The following is a 21,064-nucleotide window of genomic DNA, read 5'->3' as shown; positions in this document are numbered from 1 at the left end:
GGCTTTTTTTATGAAACGTAAACGCATTTATATCGCTTATACTGGCGGTACTATAGGAATGAAAAAATCAATCCGCGGCTATATTCCTGCCGAAGGGTTTTTAACCGAAACCGTGGTTAATAACGCAGAATTTAATCGTGAAGAAATGCCATTGTTCGATATTCATGAGTACTGCCCACTCATTGACTCTTCAGATATGTCTCCTGCCCACTGGCAACTTATTGCTGATGACATAAAAAGTAAGTACCAAGATTACGACGGCTTTGTGGTACTTCATGGTACAGATACCATGGCCTATACTGCATCGGCTTTGTCGTTTATGTTTGAAAACTTAACAAAACCTATTATTGTAACCGGCTCACAAATTCCGCTCTCACAATTGCGCTCAGATGGCCAAGTTAACCTACTTAATGCCATGTATTTAGCCGCTAACTACCCGATAGCAGAAGTCAGTTTGTTTTTTAATAATCAGTTGTTCAGAGGTAATCGTGCAACTAAAGCCCATGCCGATGGATTTGATGCATTTGCCTCACCTAATTTAGAACCATTAGCGCTATCTGGCATTAATATTCAACTGATCAAAGGGCAATTAAGTCCGTATGTAGAAAATGAATTACAAGTTACCCCTATTACACCGCAAGCCATTGGTGTGTTGTATTTATACCCAGGGATCAGCAAAGAAGTGGTTAAAAGCTTAGTTAATGGCAATATTAAAGCGCTGGTATTGTTAAGTTTTGGTGTTGGTAATGCACCGCAAGACCCTGAGTTTTTAGATATCCTTGATGAGGCAAGTAAGCGCGGCGTTATTATCACAAACCTCACTCAATGCCTAAAAGGCCAAGTAAATATGGGCGGATACGCCACAGGTAATGCGCTGTTAAACATAGGCGTGATCAGTGGTTTTGATATGACCTTAGAAGCGTGTTTAACTAAATTGCATTATCTTTTTAGTCAAAATTTAGAGGTCGAAACGATTCGCCATTTAATGCAAGATAATTTGCGTGGTGAGTTAACTCGTTAGGTATTCAGCTAAACGAATAACAAAAAAGGACGCTATGAAGCGTCCTTTTTAGTTTAGTTAGATTTTATTAACGAACTTTTGCGTCAATATCAACTAAGTCAGTTAAGTGACACGTTTCACCACTGTGGGTTTTAATGCCATGCTCACCAAAGTAATCACGCTGGGCTTGAACTAAATGCCCATTACTTGGTGTTGTTAACGTTGCTAAATAGGTTTGTGTTGCACTCAGTACAGGGAATGCCAGACCGGTCATAACTGCTTGACCCGTTACTTTACGCATAGCAAGTGACTCTTTTTCAAGGGTGTCAATAAACTCGACACCTTGCGCGACACTATCTAAGTAATCTGCACGAATAATACACCCTGCACGCCATGTTTGTAGTGTTTTAGCTAAATCAACTTTCCACTGATGAGTACGCGAAGCACCTTTAATTAATGCAAGTCCTTGGCGATACGCCAGCAAACTTGCAAGGGTGAATGCATCTTTTAATTCATCTAAATCAACATCAACCTGGGTAGTATTTTGCGTGCTGTATGTCATCTCTTGTGCAGCAGTGGTATTGCATGCATTAGTTAAATGACGAGCTTGAACAGCAGCCACTAATGACGGTACCGCAATACCTAGCTCAAGTGCATTTTGAGCTGTCCATAAGCCTGTGCCTTTTGCGCCAACTTTGTTATCAATTAAATCAACAAGCGGCACATTTTGCGAATTTTCAAGTGATAAAATATGGCTAGAAATTGATAGTAAATAACTATTTAACTGGCCTTGCGACCATTCATTAAATATCTCAGCAATTTCTTTTGGTGAGCGGTTCGTTCCGTGACGAAGTAGCTGATACACCTCAGCAATAAGTTGCATCAGTGCGTATTCAATTCCATTATGAACCATTTTTACAAAATGACCGCTGGCTGATTGGCCAACACGTGCAAAACACGACTCGCCTTTGTAGCTTGCAGCAACCTTTGTAAACCATGGCTCGACACGCTCCCAGCCACCTTCAGAACCACTTGCCATCATAGCCGGACCATGACGCGCCCCCTCAGCACCACCTGAAATACCCATAGTGGCAAATTCAAACTTATCTTGGTATTTTAGCTTGCGATTAATACCATCTTTATAATTACTGTTTCCGCAATCAACAATAATATCACTACATTGAACACCCGCTTCAATCAGCTCGTTGCAAACCGCATCAACCAATTCACCCGCAGGCACAAGTAGTAAAATAGAACGCGGTGTTTCTAAACGCCTAACCATATCCCCTAGATCAGAGACAATGTGAAGTTTGTCAGCCATGCCTTGTGATTTAGCACAACTTAATAATTCTTCACCCGCATTTGGGTTTTTGTCATAAGCGACCAGCGTTATCCCTTTTTCAATCAAGTTCAGGGCAAGATTTTTCCCCATAACGCCTAACCCTACTAATGCAACTTGCATTTAGTGCCCTCCTCGGTAACAACTATTTGGTTAGTAAATTAAAATAATACCGCGTGCATTATACTCAGACCTAAGCCATGAGCAAAGCTACATGCATTTATTACAGTTAAAATAAACACTGCAATTATATCAAACAACCGCCCTCACAGGGGAAGAAATAGCGCTGCTATTTAAATTTTTAGATCATTGACGCCCTGTGACACCGGTGTCATAATGATGACATATTCATTTTGTATATAATAGTCGCAATGTTATAAAAATTGCATAAAACTAAAGATTACTCTTTATTAGTAATCGCAAAAAACAAAATAACCGTCAACTTGCTTAAAATAAGCGCACAGGAGAATTTAATGTTAAGACGTACAAAAATAGTCGCGACACTTGGACCTGCAACAGACAGAGATAATAACTTAGAAAAAATTATTCGTGCAGGCGCTAATGTCGTTCGATTAAACTTCTCACATGGTGTTGCACAAGATCATAAAGACCGTGCACAAGCTGTTCGAGATATAGCTGCTAAATTGGGTAAGCACGTTGCAATTCTTGCTGACCTGCAAGGCCCTAAAATCCGTGTTTCGACCTTTAAAGAAGGTAAAGTGACTTTAGCGGTTGGTGCAAAATTCGTTCTTGATGCAAAAATGGAAAAAGGCCAAGGCGATATTAATGCCGTTGGTATTGATTACAAAGAGCTACCACAAGATGTGGCTCCTGGTGATTTACTCCTTTTAAACGATGGTTTAATTCAGCTTACTGTAGAGCATGTTGAAGGTCACTTAGTGCACACTGTTGTTACTGTGGGTGGCGTACTATCGAACAATAAAGGGATTAATCGTTTAGGTGGTGGCTTAACCGCGCCTGCGTTTACCGACAAAGACAAAGAAGATTTAATCACAGCGGCTGAAATTAATGTTGATTATATTGCCGTTTCTTTCCCGCGTAGTGGCGATGACATGCGTTATGTACGTTCTCTTGCAGAAGCTGCAGGCTCTAATGCACAGCTTTTAGCTAAAATTGAACGTGCTGAAGCAGTAGAAACACAAGAAGCAGTAGATGATATCATTTTAGCGTCTGACGCTGTGATGGTTGCCCGTGGTGATTTAGGTGTTGAAATTGGTGACGCTGCACTAATGGGTAAGCAAAAACTCATTATTCGTCGTGCCCGTTCGCTTAATCGTACTGTTGTAACGGCCACGCAAATGATGGAATCGATGATCGATAACCCAATGCCAACCCGTGCAGAAGTAATGGATGTTGCCAACGCTGTGCTTGATGGCACCGATGCAGTCATGCTTTCAGCGGAAACAGCTGCAGGTGATTACCCTGAAGAAACCGTTGCCACAATGGCACGCGTTTGTTTAGGTGCTGAGTCGCAAAAAGAGACCCATGTTTCTAAGCATCGTTTAGATAGCCGTTTCTCATCTAATGCGGAATCAATTGCACTCTCTGCAATGTATGCAGCGAACCACTTAGATTCTGTGAAAGCGATAATTACCCTGACTGAATCAGGTAGCACAGCAAAACTCATGTCGCGCATTAGCTCTGGCTTACCCATTTACTCACTTTCACGTCATGCCAGTACATTAGGTCAAACAGCACTATACCGTGGTGTTTACCCAGTGTTTTTTGACTCTACAAAATGTGAAAAAGATAACATGGTTAAAGACGCATTAAGCACATTAGTGGCTGCAGGCTCACTGCAAGTAGGCGACACCGTGATTATCACCCATGGTGATGCGATGGAAACGATTGGTGCAACCAACACGATGAAGATTGTGACTGTTTCGTAAAAGTTACTACAAAAAAACGCGAGCTATATGCTCGCGTTTTTTATGCTGTTAATTTAACCTGAACTCTGGTTAATTTAGCTTGCCAGCGCTGCTTTTACTTTGTCTCGATAGCTTCGGCTAACTTTGAGCTCTTGACCGTTTTCAAGTACCAATAGGTACTCACCACTTACCTGAGTAACCAGCTTACTAATTTGTTTAGTGTTAACAATTGCGCTGCGATGGACACGTACAAATAAGCTTGGATCTAACTCTTGTTCTAGCTCTTTCATGGTTTTACGTAATATATGCGTTTGCCCATCTTGGCAATGTAAACACATATAATCACCCGCTGCATCTACCCACTGTATGGTAGCAACTGGCACTCTGACAATTTCGCCCTGCTCTTTTACTGCTAATGATTCAGGGTAGCGACGATCAGTTAAGGTATCACCTGTGGCTAATTTCTTTAAAATCTCTTCACAGTTATTACCCGTTATTCCAGCTACAAAGCTAGCTAATTTTTTCTTATGGGCGTTGTCCTGCTGTGTTTTTAAATAGGTATGCACTTTTTCTACCGCCTGTTTTAATCTGTTATCATCAACGGGTTTTAAAATGTAATCTAAAGCATGGATTTCAAATGCTTTAACAGCAAAATGATCAAACGCAGTCACAAACACAATAGCTGGCAAATCTTTACTACTTTCACTCAGTGCGCGCGCAACCTCAAAGCCGTTCATCCCAGGCATTTGAATATCTAAGAACACGAGGTCAATTTTTTCGTTTTTGCAGCTTTCAATCGCATCGGCTCCTGAGCTACATAGTTTGATCACTTCAATATCAGAAAACTCTTCAAGCCTGACGGCTAAACCTTTACGTGCTAATGGTTCATCATCAACAATAAGCGTTTTTATTCTTGTCATTTCTTCACAGCCTTCTCAAACGGGACTCGCAGATTAACTTTTAATCCACTTGGCGTATTATGTGATAATACAAACGAGTAATTATTTTCGTAGAGCGTTTTTAATCTGTCTCGGGTATTTGCCACACCCACGCCTTGTGCATTAACTAACTGGCCATTTACAATTTCAGTGCCAGGACCATTATCGCCCACTTCAAGTAATAATTCATTAGCAAATACTTGTGCTTTTATATCAATCACGCCACCTTCTGCCATGTGGGCAATGGCATACTTAATAGCATTTTCAATGATCGGTTGTAATATTAGGCTAGGTACCAAGGCTTGTTGTGCTTGATCACTCACATCAACATTAACTTGTAGCCGTTCATCAAAGCGCACACGTTCAATCTCTAAATATAACATTAATGCATGTAGCTCTTGCTCTAGCGGCACTTTTTTAATTGGATCAGTATTGAGCGTGTAACGTAAAAAGTCACTCAGCTTAGACACCATTAAGTTAGCATCTTTGTTTTCTTTAACCAAAATTAAAGTGGAAATAGCATTAAGGGTATTAAATAAAAAGTGCGGGTTTAACTGATACCTGAGCATCTTGAGCTGCGCTTCGTGCGCCATTGTGGTTGCTTTTAACGCTTTTTGACGTTCACTTTGTAGTAACTGGTAATACTTAACCCCAAAGTACAAGCCACTCCAACACAAAATAATATAAACGGAATCTAGCCCTTGCTGTAAATAATAAAACCATTCTTCAGGACGATAACCATGGCGATATATCTCCCACAAATTAAACTTTTGTACTACAGCCCAGAGCGTACCTGTTACATAAGAGGCACCAAATACAACAATAATTAAGACCCAAGGTGAGGAGTTCCAAATTTTGCGATAAATATAACGCAAAGGGACAGTCATTAAACAGCCCGCATAGGCATTGAGTAAAATAACGAATACGTAAATATCACGCATTTCGAATACTTTAGAACCAATATAGTTAACTAACGCATACCCTATCCAGCCAGCAATTTGCAAAAGCCAGAAAAAGCGTTGTCTGTTATCAATCAAAGACTGCCAATTCAAAATTAATTATTACCTTGTAAATTTGTCACTATTATATCGATTTATCAACGGGTATAGCACTACCAACTGTCTTACTTTTTAATAGCCCTATCGCAAACTATAACGCAGGCTTATGCATTTATGATTAAGCATTTCACTTTGGCTATACGCATAAAAAAAGCGAAAGGTAGGTACCTTTCGCTTCTCAATGTTTACTTTTTATTTATTAAGCTAGTTTGTCTGAAGCAACTTTATAAGTTGGATCTTCAATTACGTTAACTTCTACTAAGTCACGCGCTTTATGAAGTAGTTCAGTACAGTCTTTACTTAAGTGACGTAAATGCAACTTTTTACCGGCTTTATTGTACTTATCAGCTAGGTTATCAATTGCTTCTATTGCACTGTGATCCGCAACACGGCTGTATTTAAACTCAACAATAACATCTTTAGGGTCGTTCTTTACATCAAATAAATCGGCAAAGTTTTTAACTGAACCAAAGAATAAAGGCCCGTGTAACTCGTACACTTTTGAACCTTCTTTATCGATATAGTTCGTTGTGTATATATGTTTAGCGTGCTGCCAAGCAAATACTAGTGCTGATACGATCACACCCACACACACTGCAATGGCTAAGTCAGTGATAACTGTGACACCCGATACCAATACAATCACAAATGCGTCAGATAAAGGGACACGTTTCATCATTTTAAAACTTGCCCATTCAAATGTGCCCAGTACTACCATAAACATAACACCCACCAGTGCTGCTAATGGGATCATTTCAATTAAGCTTGAGGCAAAGATAATAAATGCAAGTAACATCAACGCAGCACTGATACCAGATAAACGCGAGCGGCCACCCGAATTAATGTTGATCATCGATTGGCCAATCATGGCACAGCCACCCATTGCACCAAAGAAACCACATGTGACGTTTGCAGCACCTTGGCCAATACATTCTTTATTAGAATGGCCACGTGTTTCTGTAATTTCGTCAATCAAGCTTAATGTTAACAGTGATTCAATTAGGCCGATAGCCGCTAAAATAAGCGCATACGGGAAGATAATTTGCAGTGTTTCTAAATTAAAAGGCACCATAGGAATATGGAACTGCGGTAAACCACCGGCAATTGTTGCGGCTTCATTACCTGTCATTCCTTTTAAGAAATCAAGTACAGTGCGCGCTTCTAAGTCAAGGCCAATAACTAAGCCAGTTACTGTCACAATGGCAACCAAAGACGAAGGTATTGCGGTCGTTAATTTTGGTAAAAAGTGAATAATAGCCATAGTTAGCGCCACTAAACCGAGCATAATGTACATTGCACTGCCCGTCATCCATTCTTGACCGCCCGCACCATCAGGCACTTTAAACTGCCCAAGCTGAGCTAAAAATATAACAATTGCTAAGCCATTAACAAAACCGAGCATCACCGGATGTGGAACCATACGTATAAATTTACCGAGCTTAAATACCCCAGCCAATATTTGTAATAGCCCCATGAGCAACACGGTGGCAAATAGATATTCCACTCCGTGATCAAGTACTAAACTTACCATTACAACCGCAAGCGCACCGGTTGCACCCGAAATCATACCCGGACGACCACCAAAAATAGCCGTAATTAAGCCAACAATAAATGCGGCATATAAACCAACAAGGGGTTCTACATTTGCAACAAAGGCAAATGCAACAGCTTCTGGTATCAAGGCAAGTGCCACGGTCAATCCAGAGAGAATATCGTTTTTAGCAGAGCTTGGCGCTTTGCTGAGTAAGTTAAACATTGAGTTCCTCAGTTTTATTTAGCTAATAAAAAAAGCGCTAAATTCTATCAAATTAGCGCTCATTTCACAATTTTAATGCAGCCGATTTGTTTATCATCGGCTCATTTTTATTTTACAGTGGTAAGGCTGTACTACGTTTTACACAGGTCATGGTCACGTTAGAATGAACCTCTTGCACGTACTCTAAGCTAAGTAGGTTATCGCGAACAAAGTGCTCATAACCTTCTATGCCTTGAGAGATAATACGCAACATAAAGTCCATAGTACCCGCCATAGTGTAACATTCAGTCACTTCATCATAGCTAAGTATCAGTTTTTCAAACTCGGCTAGATTCTTTTTGCCATGGTTTGATAAACGTACATGGGCGTAAACCAACATATCAAAGCCCAGCTTTTTTTCATCAAGCAATGCGACTTTACTTTTGATGTAGCCATCTTGTTCTAATTTAGCAATACGACGCCAACAAGGAGACTGAGATAAGCCTACTTTGTCTGCAATTTCAGCGGTTGATAAACTTGCATCTTGTTGTAAAAGTGCCAATATTTGGCGATCTACGTGATTTAGAGACATTTTATTTCTTATTTATCTAATAAATTGGTTAAATTATACAGCCTTTTTAAAAAGCAGTCTGCATATTTTTAACAATTAAACACATCAACCAAACTGACCACTTACAAACGGATTGGTTGCCTTCTCATTAGCGACATCAGTATCTTCACCATGACCACTTAAAATTGTGGTACTCAGTGGCAACGTCATTATATGGGCCTGTATTGAGCTAATAAGCTGCTTACTGTCTCCTTTTGGAAAATCAGTACGCCCGACTGAGCCTTTAAATATAACATCACCGACAATAACGGTGCTTTGCCTGTCTTGATAAAATACAACGTGTCCAGGGGTGTGCCCTGGGCAATGCAGTACTTTAAATACAAGTTGGCCAACTTGTATGGTGTCACCATGTGCTAGCCAGTCATCTGGGTAAAAAGCACTGATAGGTTCAAATCCAAACATAGTGGCTTGCATTGGTAAGTTATCAAACCAAAAGCGCTCATCCTTATGTGGACCAATAATTTTTATATTGTGTTGCTGGCGTAAACTGTGTGCTGCACCCACATGGTCTAAGTGTCCATGGGTTAACCATATTGCTGACAAACGTAAGTTATGCTGTTTTAGCGTTGCATTAATTTTGTCAACATCACCACCAGGGTCAATCACCACAGCTTGCTGGGTTTGCTCGCATACTATAATTCGGCAATTTTGCATAAACTGCGTTACGGGAATTGTGATTATTTTCATCTTATATTTCTTTATCTTTTTGCGCTGGAATAACTATATCTTGTTCATATGACATTAAAATTGGGTATTTTAAATATGCTTGATCGTAAAACGGGCTGTGCTCATAAAGCCAATTTAAACGCGCCTCAGGATTTGTAGCAAATGCTTTATCTTGCTTTAGTTTTTTATTAAATGCTTCGGCTAATTTAGGATCATCACTGAGCATTTTCTCAGCAAATGGGATCAAAGCATAATTTTCCATGTACTCTGTACGCTGAAAAATTGTATTAAATTCACCCCATGCAAAAAAAGAATCAGGGGCTTCTGGATGCAATAGATGTACAGCTAACTCGCCTGCTTTTTGTTGGGTACTGACTTCAAACCAACCATCTAAGTCAACATTCGTGGCCGGTACATAGTCAAAACGTGCCGACACTCTAAAACGCCCTTCAAATGGTGCATTATCAAAGCTATATTGCGATACTTTTGCCATTTTTAACGGTTGTGTATTGGCACCACTGAGCTTATTAATTGATACCCCATGCAAGGCAAGTTTTTCAATAATATCGGTATAAACTGGCGGAATAAAAAACGATTTTGGGACTTCGACCGTGTGCTGTACTTCTTTTTGCCAAAAAATAGGCAGCTTGTCATAATCTTGTTTTTTACCTAAATAGCTTACTTCTTGCTGATTTGACAACGCATTTACACTCTTAGAATAAGCAATGCCTTTAAACTTAATATAATCAGCTTGCTCAGCGTAGCCACGTTTAACAATTAATTGCTTAGGCACAAATTGCTGTTCTTTTTTTACCGCATTGGCGAGTTTATCTTTATGAGCTGCTAACGCTTCAATAGCACCATCTATAAACACATAAGTCCCTAACACCCGTTGCTTATAGGGTTTTAAAGAATGGTTTTCGACTAAAATAGTTGGTAATGACCTTAAATCACCCCAGCCATTAGAAAAACGAGGCGTCGCCACCCAACCCGCTAACCCTGATTTAAACTCTTGTTTATCCATCACAAAAACTAAAGGCCCAGGGATATGTCCCTGCTCGGTTAAAGTTTGATCAATAACAGGTTTAAAGTAACGGTTAAGCGCATCTGAAATAGCGGGCGACTCGCTAGCAAATACTGGGTTATAGCCGTAGGTTACATCGTATTGGTAATCGGCCCCATCAGTCACATGCACGTCTATATATAAATTCGGATTATAATCGTTAATCACTGCAAGTACGCTTTTAACCTCAGGGGTATCTAACTTAGTGAAATCACGATTTAAATTAAGGTTATTGGCGTTTGTTCTAAAACCCATTTTTACTGGGCCGCGCTGATTGATTCGATTAAATGCACTGCTGCGTTCATGGCCATCAACATTGAGAATCGGAATAAATAAAATGTTTACCTTTTTTAATATATCGCGACGTTTACCCGTGGCAATATCTCTAAGCAACATAAACATTGCATCTTTACCATCAATCTCACCGGCGTGAATACCGGCCTGAATAAGCACGGTTGGTTTGGTGCTATTAGCCATTTGCCCAGCGTCAAAAAAGCCTTGTTCGCTGGCAATTAACATTTTTATTGCTCGTTTACTATTACTATAGCCAATCGTTTTTGATTTAAATTGAGTGGGATTAGCTGCCACCAATCTATCAACAAATGACATGGTATCAGCATAATTAGGAGACGAGACTCCTGCAGAAATTTCGAAGTCTGTGGTTAAAGGTCCTTGTTGTTGCAATAGCGACGTGCTCGCACCTTCCCATGGTAATAATGGCGGTAAATGACTGTTATTCGCCATACTTGCAGATAAAACCAATAAACTTATAAACATATACTTCTCTAGCAAACGCATTAATTAAAAAAATTATAGCAATTAAAGCTTTTTAGATGCCAAAACTGCGGTAGTTCAACAAAAAAATGCAGCCAATTGCAGTTTCCTTTGATTATTTGCTCAAGTCCTAGTCAAGTGCTGATAAAAACATAATTAATATCAACCTTAAGAGCAACAATGAACATGCCTAAAATTCTGGTTTAGCTAGTTAAGTTAAATGGATACACGGCACTAAAAGGTATGACATAGCTAAAACAGTAAATAGCAGGCACAAAAAAAGGAGCCATAGGCTCCTTTTCAATACTTATACAAAAACTTAAGCTGCCGCTAGGCCTTCTTTTGCTTTTGCTACAAGCGCTGCGAATGCAACTTGGTCGTAAACAGCGATATCTGCAAGGATCTTACGATCGATTTCTACAGATGTCTTTTTAAGACCATTAATAAAACGGCTGTAAGACAGACCATTTTGACGTGAAGCAGCATTGATACGTGCAATCCATAATTGACGGAAAGTACGTTTCTTAGCACGGCGGTCACGGTAAGCGTATTGACCCGCTTTAGTAACAGCCTGGAAAGCTACGCGGTAAACACGTGAACGTGCTCCGTAGTAACCTTTCGCTTGTTTTAAAACTTTTTTGTGACGTGCACGTGCGACAACGCCGCGTTTAACTCTTGCCATTTCTAAAAACCCCTATTAAGCGAATGGTAACATACGTGAAACTAGACCATGGTCATTTTTATGAACCATCATCTTAGGACGTAGGTGTAACTTACGCTTAGAAGTTTTCTTAGTCAGAATGTGACGAAGATGCGCTTGTTTACGCTTGAAACCGCCAGAAGCAGTCTTTTTGAAACGCTTAGCTGCGCCTCTGTGACTTTTTAGCTTGTAAGCCATTGCAATAACTCCAATTGTATTGCTTTAAAATTAGTAAGAAGGCGTGAGATATATTGCTATAGCTCCACTTTAAAGGCCTAACTTACTGCTATGTTCCGGTGAAAACCCGATATAAATACCGCAATTTTACTTTAAAACCGGTTAACTCAGGTGGACATTTTCATATCACTTGCAAACCTGAGCTAAATTCGGTGCGTATTATCGCCTAATTATTACTTTTTAGCAACCGGCGCCATCATCATAACCATTTGACGGCCTTCAACACGATTTGGGAAAGATTCAACAACTGCTAATTCTTCTAAATCGGTTTTAATACGGTTTAATAATTCGATACCAATTTCTTGGTGAGCCATTTCACGACCACGGAAGCGGATAGTTATCTTAGCTTTATCGCCAGCTTCTAAGAACTTGCGTAAGTTGCGTAGCTTAACCTGATAATCACCTTCATCCGTACCTGGACGGAATTTGATTTCTTTAATCTGGATCTGCTTTTGCTTCTTCTTCTGCTCTTTTAGTTCTTTGCTTTTTTCAAAGATGAACTTACCGTAATCCATAACCTTACAAACAGGCGGCTCAGCATTTGGACTGATCTCTACAAGATCAACACCCGCTGCATCAGCCATAGCTTGCGCGTCTTTTAATGACTGAATTCCAGCTTGTTCGCCGTCGATGTCGATTAAACGAACTTCTTGCGCTGTAATTTCTTCGTTAATACGATTTTTTTGAGCTGTTTGTTGCCCTTTCTTGCCGCCTCTAATAGTACGTTCCTCCAAGAATATCAATAATATAAGCGTGTAGCTGGCTATTTTTGCTTGCCCTACACGCTCGATTTTTACTGTCGATTTTTGATTTCTTCACTGATTTTAGCTACAAAATCATCGACATTAAATTTGCCTAGGTCTTCACCTGTGCGAGTTCGTACTGCTACTTCTTGTTGCTCAACTTCTTTGTCGCCAACAACCAATAAGTAAGGAATACGCTTAAGTGTATGCTCACGGATTTTAAAGCCAATCTTCTCATTTCTCAAGTCAGCAGCGGCTCTAATTCCAAGTTTATTTAATTTTTGTACAATTTCCTGAACATACGGTGCTTGTTTATCGGTGATATTCATAATCACCACTTGCTTAGGCGCAAGCCACGTTGGGAATAAACCAGCATACTCTTCTGTTAAAATACCAATGAAGCGCTCAATAGACCCTAATATAGCGCGGTGTATCATAACAGGTGTACGTCGTTCGTTATTTTCAGCCACATATGTTGCGCCTAAACGACCAGGTAATGCAAAGTCTAGTTGCACTGTACCACACTGCCACGCTCTGTCTAAGCAATCGTACAAAGTAAATTCAATTTTAGGGCCATAAAACGCCCCTTCACCTGGTAGGTAATCAAATTCAATGTCATTTGCTTTAAGTGCATCAGCAAGTGCAAGTTCAGCTTTGTCCCACATTTCATCTTCGCCGATACGTTGTTCTGGACGAGTTGAAAGTTTAACTACAATTTTTTCAAAGCCGAATGTTTCATACGTATCGTAAACCATTTTAATACAGGCCGATACTTCATCCATGATTTGCTCTTCAGTACAAAATACATGCGCATCATCTTGAGTAAAGCCACGCACACGCATTAAACCATGAAGTGCGCCTGATGGCTCGTTACGGTGACAACAACCAAACTCAGCCATACGCAGTGGTAAATCACGGTATGATTTTAAACCTTGGTTAAATATTTGTACGTGACCTGGACAGTTCATTGGCTTGATTGCGTATTCACGCTTTTCAGACTCCGTAGTAAACATGGCTTCTGAATATTTTTCCCAGTGACCTGATTTTTCCCATAACGAACGATCCATCATCATTGGACCTTTAACTTCTTCGTATTGGTACTCACGTAATTTTTCACGCACAAATTCTTCTAATTCACGGTAAATGCTCCAACCATCGTTGTGCCAAAATACCATGCCTGGCGCTTCTTCTTGCCAGTGCCATAAATCAAGTGCTTTACCAATACGACGGTGATCACGTTTTTCAGCTTCTTCTAAACGCTTTAAGTACGCTTTAAGTTGCTTTTTATCGCCCCACGCTGTGCCGTAAATACGCTGCAGCATTTTATTTTCAGAATCACCACGCCAGTATGCACCTGCTACCTTCATAATTTTGAAGTTTTGACAGAATTTCATGTTAGGAACGTGTGGTCCACGACACATATCTACATATTCTTCGTGGTGGTATAAACCAGGGCGATCATCTTGAGTAATATTTTCATCAAGAATTTCTATTTTGTATGTTTCGCCACGCGCCGCAAACGTATCGCGTGCTTCTTGCCAGCTAACGGTTTTTTTCACTACATCGTAGTTTGTTTTTGCAAGCTGTAACATACGCTTTTCAATAGCATCAAGATCATCTTGAGATAACGAATGTTCCATATCAATATCATAGTAAAAACCGTTATCGATAGTAGGACCAATCGCCATTTTAGCGTCTGGGAAAAGTTGCTTAACTGCATGACCAATTAGGTGGGCACAAGAATGGCGAATAATTTCTAAACCATCGTCATCTTTTGCTGTAATAATTTCAAGACGAGAGTCGGCTGAAATTAAATCACATGCATCCACGCGTTCGCCATTCACACGACCAGCAATGGTTGCTTTAGCAAGACCAGGGCCGATATCGTTTGCAACATCAAGCGTGCTTACAGGGTTTTCAAAACTACGCTGACTACCGTCAGGGAGAGTAATAACTGGCATTATAAATCCTTACATACAGTGGTGACACCTACAATGTATCACGTGTATTTTTTAATTAATTAAATGAGAATGACTCGACAACGCTTTTACGAATAAGCATTGACTATTTTTCGCCGACAAAGGCTAATGTAGGTGCTGAGTCTGCTCAACTACAAAAAAGATATTGTCGCGTGCTGCAGCGTTAATTACAAGTTTTAAGCTATTAAAAACCACGCAATTTTAGCATAAATGTGCAATTAATAACTTTTCTTCAGTCAGGTAATCTCAAATTAACGTTAAACACGATATTAAAGCAGCACGTAAACTGCTTAAACTCGCATTTTAATGCGTGTTGCGTATAATAACCGGTAATTAAGTTATAGTAGAGATTAACAATGAGAACATGTGGTGTAGAAATTACCGGTAGTGATGTACTACTTTGTATTTTAAGTAAAGATAACGACGTTTTTGATATTCGTGACGTGCGCCAAACACGCTTTACCTTAGGTAACGGTAACGACACTGAAGTAATGCGTAAATTTCAATTTGATTTTGCAAAACTAATGCAAGATTATCAAATTGATTCTGTTGCCATTCGCGAACGCCAGCCTAAAGGTAAATTTGCAGGTAGCGCTAAAGGGTTCAAAATGGAAACGGCTATTCAATTAATCGACAACCTCGATGTTCGCGTGTTTTCAACTACTGAAATAAAAGAGCAAGTAAAACGCAACCCAATCCCTATCGCGTTCGAAGACACTGGTCTTAAAAAATATCAAGAAAATGCATTCGTTAATGCTTATGTTTATATCATGAAAAAAACCTACCGCAGCGACGAAATGTAATACCAATTGCATCCTTGTAAAAACGCGTAATAGCTCAATATTACGCGTTTTATTACGCGTTTTTTTATGTCTAAATTTTCAAATAAAAGTGTAAGACATTAGTCTAACCCTCTTCCCTTTGTCGACAATTCATGTTTATTTAATCAACAAGCCTTGGATAGATAAAAACATGGAGAATGTCATGAAAGCGACACAAACAGTGCATAAAGAAGTAGAACAAATAAACACTATACCGCTATCAAATAGTTATTTTAAGGGGATTCAAAGCACACCGCTAATAGAGCAAACTATTGGAGAATACCTTGATTCAATTGTCGACAATAACCCAGAGGCATTGGCAGTTGTTGTTGCTCACCAAAATATTCGCTTAAACTATAAGGAATTTCAGCAACAGATTGATCAACTTGCTATGGGGTTGTTGGCATTAGGGGTTAAATCAGGTGACAGGGTCGGTATTTGGTCACCCAATAATATACAGTGGTGCTTAACACAATTTGCAACAGCTAAAATCGGCGCAATCATGGTGTGTATTAACCCAGCTTACCGCCCCAGTGAACTGCAATATGCGCTTAATAGTGTTGAATGCTCTACACTTATTACTGCCACAGCGTTTAAGGGCAGTCACTACGTTAATATGCTACAAAGTTTAGCCCCAGAGCTAGATAGCTGCCAAAAAGGGGAATTAAAAGCCGCTCAGCTTCCTTCATTAAAAAATGTAATTTGCATAGGTGATGAGCCAGTAAATGGCATGTTTTCATTTAATGAAATTCTCGCTTTACCCTCAGAAGCCCACCAGTTAGAACTTCAAGCGGTGGCTAAAACCTTAAACTGTAATCAAGACATTAATATTCAGTTTACCTCTGGCACCACAGGAAACCCTAAAGGTGCTACGCTAACGCATAAAAACATTCTTAATAATGCACTGCTTGTTGCCCAAGCAATGCATTTTACTGAACATGATAAGCTGTGTATCCCTGTACCGCTTTATCATTGCTTTGGCATGGTTTTAGGCAGCTTATTGTGCGTAAGTAAAGGCGCTGCAGCTATTTATCCTAGTGATTCTTTCGATCCAAAAACCACATTAGAGGTGGTACAACAAGAAAAGTGCACCGGACTTCATGGCGTGCCTACCATGTTTATAAGCGAATTAGAGCTTAATAACTTTAGTGATTATGATTTAAGTACATTACGAACCGGCGTTATGGCTGGCTCAACCTGTCCCGAACAAGTTATGCGTAAAGTACAAACACTGATGAATATGAACCAAGTCGTTATAGCCTATGGACAAACAGAGTGTAGCCCAATCAACAATATCACTGAAACCGACTCATCAATTGAACGTCAAGTCACCACAGTAGGAAGAGCACTTGCGCACACTGAAGTAAAAATTATTGATGAAGTGGGTGAAGTTCAAAAAATAGGCCAACCCGGTGAGGTTTGTAGCCGTGGTGCCGGCATAATGCGTTGCTACTGGAATGATGAAGAGAAAACCAAAGCCACTATCGATAATCAAGGCTGGTTACATTCAGGTGATTTGGGGGTAATGGACAGTGAAGGCTTTGTCAGTATTGTTGGCAGAATTAAAGACATGATCATTCGCGGCGGTGAAAATATATACCCCCGTGAGATTGAGGAGGTTTTATACACCTACCCAGGGATACAAGATGCGGCAATTTTTGGTATTACCGATGAAAAGTTTGGCGAAGAAGTGTGTGCCTGGATCCAACCTAAAGAAGGTGAAGTACTTGATGAGCAAGCAATTCGATTGTTTTTAAAAGACAAACTCGCCTACTTTAAACAGCCTAAATATATTCGCTTTGTCGAACATTACCCAATGACGGTAACCGGCAAATTGCAAAAATTTAAAATGCGCGAACAAATGCAAGAAGAACTCGCCGAGTCTGCATTTTCGTAATAGTTAACGGCTACTTTATTACAATGCAACGATTAAACGTTGCATTGTATTTTATTATAAATTACTTAGCTAAGACTTAATGACTTTAACAGTAAGCCTGTTTCTACCTGCTGCTTTTGATTTGTACATGGCAGTATCAGCTGTAGCCAATAAAGTTTCGATTGATGGCCTATGTTGACAATATTTATCATAAGCTACCCCTGCAGATACAGTTACGTAATTAAACGGAGAATAAGCATGAGCAATAGGCTCATTTGCAAAGCGCAGTGTTAAATCACTCAGCCAATGTAATTCATTTTCATCGACCGTTTTAACTAATATAAATTCCTCCCCACCAAAGCGCACAGTAATATCAGCACCACAATCTTTCAGTCGGTTTGCAACTTCAACCAACACGTTATCACCCTCTAAATGACCATAGTTATCGTTATATTTTTTAAAATAATCAACATCTATCATCGCAAGCGCTAAATATTGAGAGGGTTTTAGCTTTTTTATTAAGGTTTTACAGTGCTTGTCAAAGCTATGCCTATTGCTCATACCGGTAAGTTGATCAATATTGGCTTTCTCTGCTTCTAAGAGCTCAGCCTGGTATTGTTTACGTAGTAAAATATCGAGTTGATATTGAATTATGGCCATCACAATAACCATACTGAAGTAAAAATAGAGCGTCCAGATAATTGATATAGAAGAATAAAGTTCAATTACTAATAAACTGATAGCTATAATTGACCACAGGACTAGCTTATGACCTAAATGTAACATGGGAATAGCGACAAATGCAGCCGCAACTAACATCGGGCCACCTTCGTGGAGTTCATAATAGGTTTTGACATAAGTCCAAAAGAAATAACCAAATAATAAACAAAATAAAATGCCGTATAAAAAGTAGCGAATATGCAATTTTTCAGGTTTTAATTTTTTGTTTATGTAAATTAAATAAACCGACAAACCCACCATTATAATCCTCAGAATATTAATGGTTGAGGTACTCTCTTTTTTATCATCAAACCAAGAAATAAAAATAAAGGACAATAAAAATACCGTAACTAAATACAGCGTCACATTAGCAATGTGAAGCGTGTTTTTATTCAATAAGTATTGAAAGTCATGCTCGGTGGCACTTGAAAAATAAAACTGTGAAGGTAAGAGCTGCAATGTCACTCTCCTTGTTAGGCATCCTTATCAAAATAATATAGTAGACTCACCTTGTTTAGCGAATCAAATTTTAATTAACCTAATAAAAAACTTAAGAAAAGCCCACATAATCTAATTATATAGGCTCATAAATTAAGAGAGTGGTTACACTACACCTTGCTCAATCATTGCATCGGCTACACGTCTAAATCCAGCGATGTTAGCGCCTAGTAGTAAGTTGCCGGGTTGATCAAACTCTTTTGCAGTGTCGTTAGCTGTGGTGAAAATATCTTTCATTATTTGTTTAAGCTTTTCATCAACTTCTTCAAACGTCCAGCTTTGCATACTGGCATTTTGCGCCATTTCTAATTGGCTGGTTGCTACCCCACCGGCATTCGCTGCTTTGCCAGGGCCATAAGCTATTTTTGCTTCAATAAAGCAATCAATCGCTTCTTTGGTTGAAGGCATATTTGCCCCTTCACTAACTAAAATACAACCATTTTCAAGTAGTGCTTTTGCATCCGCTTGGGTTAATTCATTTTGCGTAGCACAAGGAAAAGCCGCATCCGCACTGTAACGCCATACAGCATGACCATCCTGAGGGTACTCATCGCGGGGCGTATACTTTGCCTGAGGATGAGTATCTAGGTAGTCACTTAGGCATCCTCGTGAGTGCTCTTTTAATTGCTTAATAAGTTTTAAGTCAATGCCACTCTCATCGTACAAAGTGCCTTTTGAGTCACTACAGGCAATAGGTGTGGCCCCTAATTGATATAATTTTTCCATGGCATAAATAGCCACATTGCCTGAGCCTGAAATTAAACAGCGTTTTCCTGATAAGCTGTCATCACGATCTTCAAGCATATAGTTAGCAAAATACACTGCGCCATAACCCGTTGCTTCTTTGCGAGCAAGCGATCCGCCCCAAAGTAAGCTTTTACCGGTTAGTACGCCTTCATAGCGCCCTGTTAAGCGTTTGTATTGGCCAAACATATAACCAATTTCTCTCGCCCCTACGCCAATATCCCCTGCAGGTACATCGGTTGTAGGACCAATATGGCGATATAACTCGGTCATAAACGATTGGCAAAAACGCATTATCTCGCCATCAGAGCGTCCTTTAGGATCAAAGTTAGCGCCTCCTTTGCCACCGCCTATAGGCAAACCAGTCAGTGCATTTTTAAAAATTTGTTCGAAGCCTAAAAATTTTATGATGCTGGCATTTACACTTGGATGAAAACGTAAGCCGCCTTTGTAAGGGCCCAGCGCTGAATTAAATTCGATACGGTAGCCTTTATTTACTTGAATATTGCCCTCGTCATCAACCCAAGGCACGCGAAACATTAACTGACGCTCTGGCTCTACCATTCTTTGAATAATTGCTTGTTGTTGGTAATGACTGGTTTGCGCAAATATAGGCTCTAGCGAGTCCAGCACTTCTTCTACTGCTTGATAAAACTCACATTGCGCAGGGCTCGTCTGCTTTAATTGCGCAATTGTTCTGTGTATATAATTCATATTTATTCTTCCATGTGGGTATTTTTTAATTCGAAACAGGAAAAATGATCAACGCTATTGTTAGTGGAGAAATTGATTATGCGATCATTATTTTTACACTTTAACATCATAGATAAACTGGATACACGTGTTTGATGTTGAATTAAATTGTTGTTTCTTTTGTATACAAACCCATTAAAAAAGAATTTGTATGCTAAAAACACCAGCTTTAATGGATAACACGTTAAAAGTATTAAAAAAATAGTAAAACAAAATACGACGCGACGTTTTTACGCGAGCGACAGCATAAAATGCTTTATAAGACTGAAGTTGTAGAAGGGGTAAGACTGATAATAGCGTAGATTTTAGTGAGTTCGTTTAAGCGGTTTAAATGGAGGTTGCTAATCAACCTCCATAAAATGCATTAAGCTTTTTCGCCATCTGGGCGAAAAGTACGCTGCACACCAGTTAAAAATAAACGTAAAACTTGATCGTTACATACACGGTAATGTTTGTTTTCAACTTTACGTGAAAATGCACTGAGTTCATGCTTACTTAAAACAAAATCAACTAAGGCTAGTGTGGCAATCACGTCTTCTGCTTTCATATTTAAAGCAATACGTAATTTCATAAAAATAATATTATTGTTTAATTTAGTCTCTGGGATTGGCTGCTCACCGTCACGTTTACCGCGCTTAGTGTTTATAAAGCCATTTAAGAATACCGCAAATTCAGTGTCACTTATTGGGGTGTAACCTTGCTCGCCCTCTTTAGTTAACCATGCAATCACCTGCTCAGTGCTTACGCTGTGCTCTGCAGCGGCGAACACGCCAACCATTGCTGAATCGGTTAAATCAAAGGTGTAGCGAATACGGCGTAAAATATCGTTATTTGTCAAAGTAAATCCCAAGGTAAATAAGTGCTCAGCAAACAAAAGCTGTTTAATAGCGGCGCAGTTTA

General features: G+C 39.5%; 18 protein-coding genes. 4 read left to right on the top strand and 14 right to left on the bottom strand.

The genetic code is table 11. The annotated features are described in order from the left end of the window. Nucleotides 1–10 precede the first annotated feature (10 nt). Nucleotides 11–1,021: an asparaginase gene (ansA, locus tag B1F84_RS06995; protein ID WP_076919580.1), complete on the top strand. Its 1,011-nt coding sequence runs from the start codon at nt 11–13 to the stop codon at nt 1,019–1,021. Between the two features lie 67 nt (nt 1,022–1,088). On the opposite strand, the gene gndA is transcribed toward ansA, so the two are convergent. Beyond that, nucleotides 1,089–2,462: an NADP-dependent phosphogluconate dehydrogenase gene (gene gndA / locus B1F84_RS06990; protein ID WP_076920270.1), complete on the bottom strand. Its 1,374-nt coding sequence runs from the start codon at nt 2,460–2,462 to the stop codon at nt 1,089–1,091. Nucleotides 2,463–2,812: 350 nt separating this feature from the next. On the opposite strand from gndA, the gene pyk reads away from it, so the two are divergent. Further along, nucleotides 2,813–4,249 carry a pyruvate kinase gene (pyk, locus tag B1F84_RS06985; protein ID WP_076920269.1) on the top strand — a complete coding sequence of 479 codons (1,437 nt, stop codon included), beginning with the start codon at nt 2,813–2,815 and terminating at the stop codon, nt 4,247–4,249. A 74-nt stretch (nt 4,250–4,323) separates the two neighbouring features. Here pyk and B1F84_RS06980 read toward each other — a convergent pair whose 3' ends face one another. From B1F84_RS06980 to thrS, 10 genes are all read right to left on the bottom strand, one after another. Beyond that, nucleotides 4,324–5,148 carry a LytTR family DNA-binding domain-containing protein gene (locus B1F84_RS06980; protein ID WP_076920268.1) on the bottom strand — a complete coding sequence of 275 codons (825 nt, stop codon included), beginning with the start codon at nt 5,146–5,148 and terminating at the stop codon, nt 4,324–4,326. After that, nucleotides 5,145–6,218, bottom strand: coding sequence for a histidine kinase (locus B1F84_RS06975; protein WP_076920267.1), 1,074 nt, complete (start codon nt 6,216–6,218; stop codon nt 5,145–5,147). Before B1F84_RS06975 ends, B1F84_RS06980 begins: the two co-directional genes overlap by 4 nt. 205 nt (nt 6,219–6,423) lie before the next feature. Next, a complete protein-coding gene (locus tag B1F84_RS06970; protein ID WP_131690990.1) occupies nt 6,424–7,980 on the bottom strand; it encodes a SulP family inorganic anion transporter in 1,557 nt (518 codons plus the stop codon). A gap of 112 nt (nt 7,981–8,092) precedes the next feature. Then, nucleotides 8,093–8,551, bottom strand: coding sequence for an Lrp/AsnC family transcriptional regulator (locus B1F84_RS06965; protein ID WP_008110469.1), 459 nt, complete (start codon nt 8,549–8,551; stop codon nt 8,093–8,095). An 84-nt stretch (nt 8,552–8,635) separates the two neighbouring features. Beyond that, complete coding sequence (locus B1F84_RS06960) at nt 8,636–9,277, bottom strand: MBL fold metallo-hydrolase (RefSeq protein WP_076920265.1); 642 nt, start codon at nt 9,275–9,277, stop codon at nt 8,636–8,638. A 1-nt stretch (nt 9,278) separates the two neighbouring features. Next, entirely contained in the window at nt 9,279–11,096 is a 1,818-nt protein-coding gene (locus tag B1F84_RS06955; protein WP_131690989.1) for a M14 family metallopeptidase, read from the bottom strand. A gap of 316 nt (nt 11,097–11,412) precedes the next feature. Continuing rightward, nucleotides 11,413–11,775: a 50S ribosomal protein L20 gene (rplT, locus tag B1F84_RS06950; protein WP_008110477.1), complete on the bottom strand. Its 363-nt coding sequence runs from the start codon at nt 11,773–11,775 to the stop codon at nt 11,413–11,415. 15 nt (nt 11,776–11,790) lie between these two features. Next, the gene (gene rpmI, locus B1F84_RS06945) at nt 11,791–11,991 is read right to left on the bottom strand and encodes a 50S ribosomal protein L35 (RefSeq protein ID WP_004587840.1); all 201 of its coding nucleotides are present in this window, start codon (nt 11,989–11,991) and stop codon (nt 11,791–11,793) included. 212 nt (nt 11,992–12,203) lie between these two features. Next, nucleotides 12,204–12,764 (bottom strand): translation initiation factor IF-3, encoded by a 561-nt coding sequence (gene infC / locus B1F84_RS06940; RefSeq protein ID WP_008466946.1) that lies wholly within the window; start codon nt 12,762–12,764, stop codon nt 12,204–12,206. Nucleotides 12,765–12,823: 59 nt separating this feature from the next. Further along, entirely contained in the window at nt 12,824–14,734 is a 1,911-nt protein-coding gene (gene thrS, locus B1F84_RS06935; protein WP_131690988.1) for a threonine--tRNA ligase, read from the bottom strand. Nucleotides 14,735–15,108: 374 nt separating this feature from the next. Here thrS and B1F84_RS06930 point away from each other — a divergent pair, with 374 nt between their 5' ends. Then, on the top strand, nt 15,109–15,555 hold the full coding sequence (locus tag B1F84_RS06930) for a DUF3010 family protein (protein WP_008110482.1): 447 nt from the start codon (nt 15,109–15,111) through the stop codon (nt 15,553–15,555). A 181-nt stretch (nt 15,556–15,736) separates the two neighbouring features. Further along, nucleotides 15,737–17,470 carry an AMP-binding protein gene (locus B1F84_RS06925; protein ID WP_131690987.1) on the top strand — a complete coding sequence of 578 codons (1,734 nt, stop codon included), beginning with the start codon at nt 15,737–15,739 and terminating at the stop codon, nt 17,468–17,470. Nucleotides 17,471–17,539: 69 nt separating this feature from the next. Here B1F84_RS06925 and B1F84_RS06920 read toward each other — a convergent pair whose 3' ends face one another. The 3 genes from B1F84_RS06920 to B1F84_RS06910 all read right to left on the bottom strand — a co-directional run bounded on the left by B1F84_RS06920 (nt 17,540) and on the right by B1F84_RS06910 (nt 21,002). Then, complete coding sequence (locus tag B1F84_RS06920; RefSeq protein WP_131690986.1) at nt 17,540–18,628, bottom strand: GGDEF domain-containing protein; 1,089 nt, start codon at nt 18,626–18,628, stop codon at nt 17,540–17,542. Between the two features lie 144 nt (nt 18,629–18,772). Then, nucleotides 18,773–20,125, bottom strand: coding sequence for an NADP-specific glutamate dehydrogenase (gene gdhA, locus B1F84_RS06915; RefSeq protein ID WP_131690985.1), 1,353 nt, complete (start codon nt 20,123–20,125; stop codon nt 18,773–18,775). Between the two features lie 403 nt (nt 20,126–20,528). Continuing rightward, nucleotides 20,529–21,002 carry a DUF1456 family protein gene (locus tag B1F84_RS06910; protein WP_131690984.1) on the bottom strand — a complete coding sequence of 158 codons (474 nt, stop codon included), beginning with the start codon at nt 21,000–21,002 and terminating at the stop codon, nt 20,529–20,531. Between the last annotated feature and the right edge of the window lie 62 nt (nt 21,003–21,064).

This window comes from Pseudoalteromonas sp. DL-6 (assembly GCF_004328665.1).
Taxonomy (GTDB): domain Bacteria; phylum Pseudomonadota; class Gammaproteobacteria; order Enterobacterales; family Alteromonadaceae; genus Pseudoalteromonas.
The sequence above is the reverse complement of the archived record's forward strand: the minus strand, read 5'-3'. Positions and strand labels throughout refer to the sequence as shown.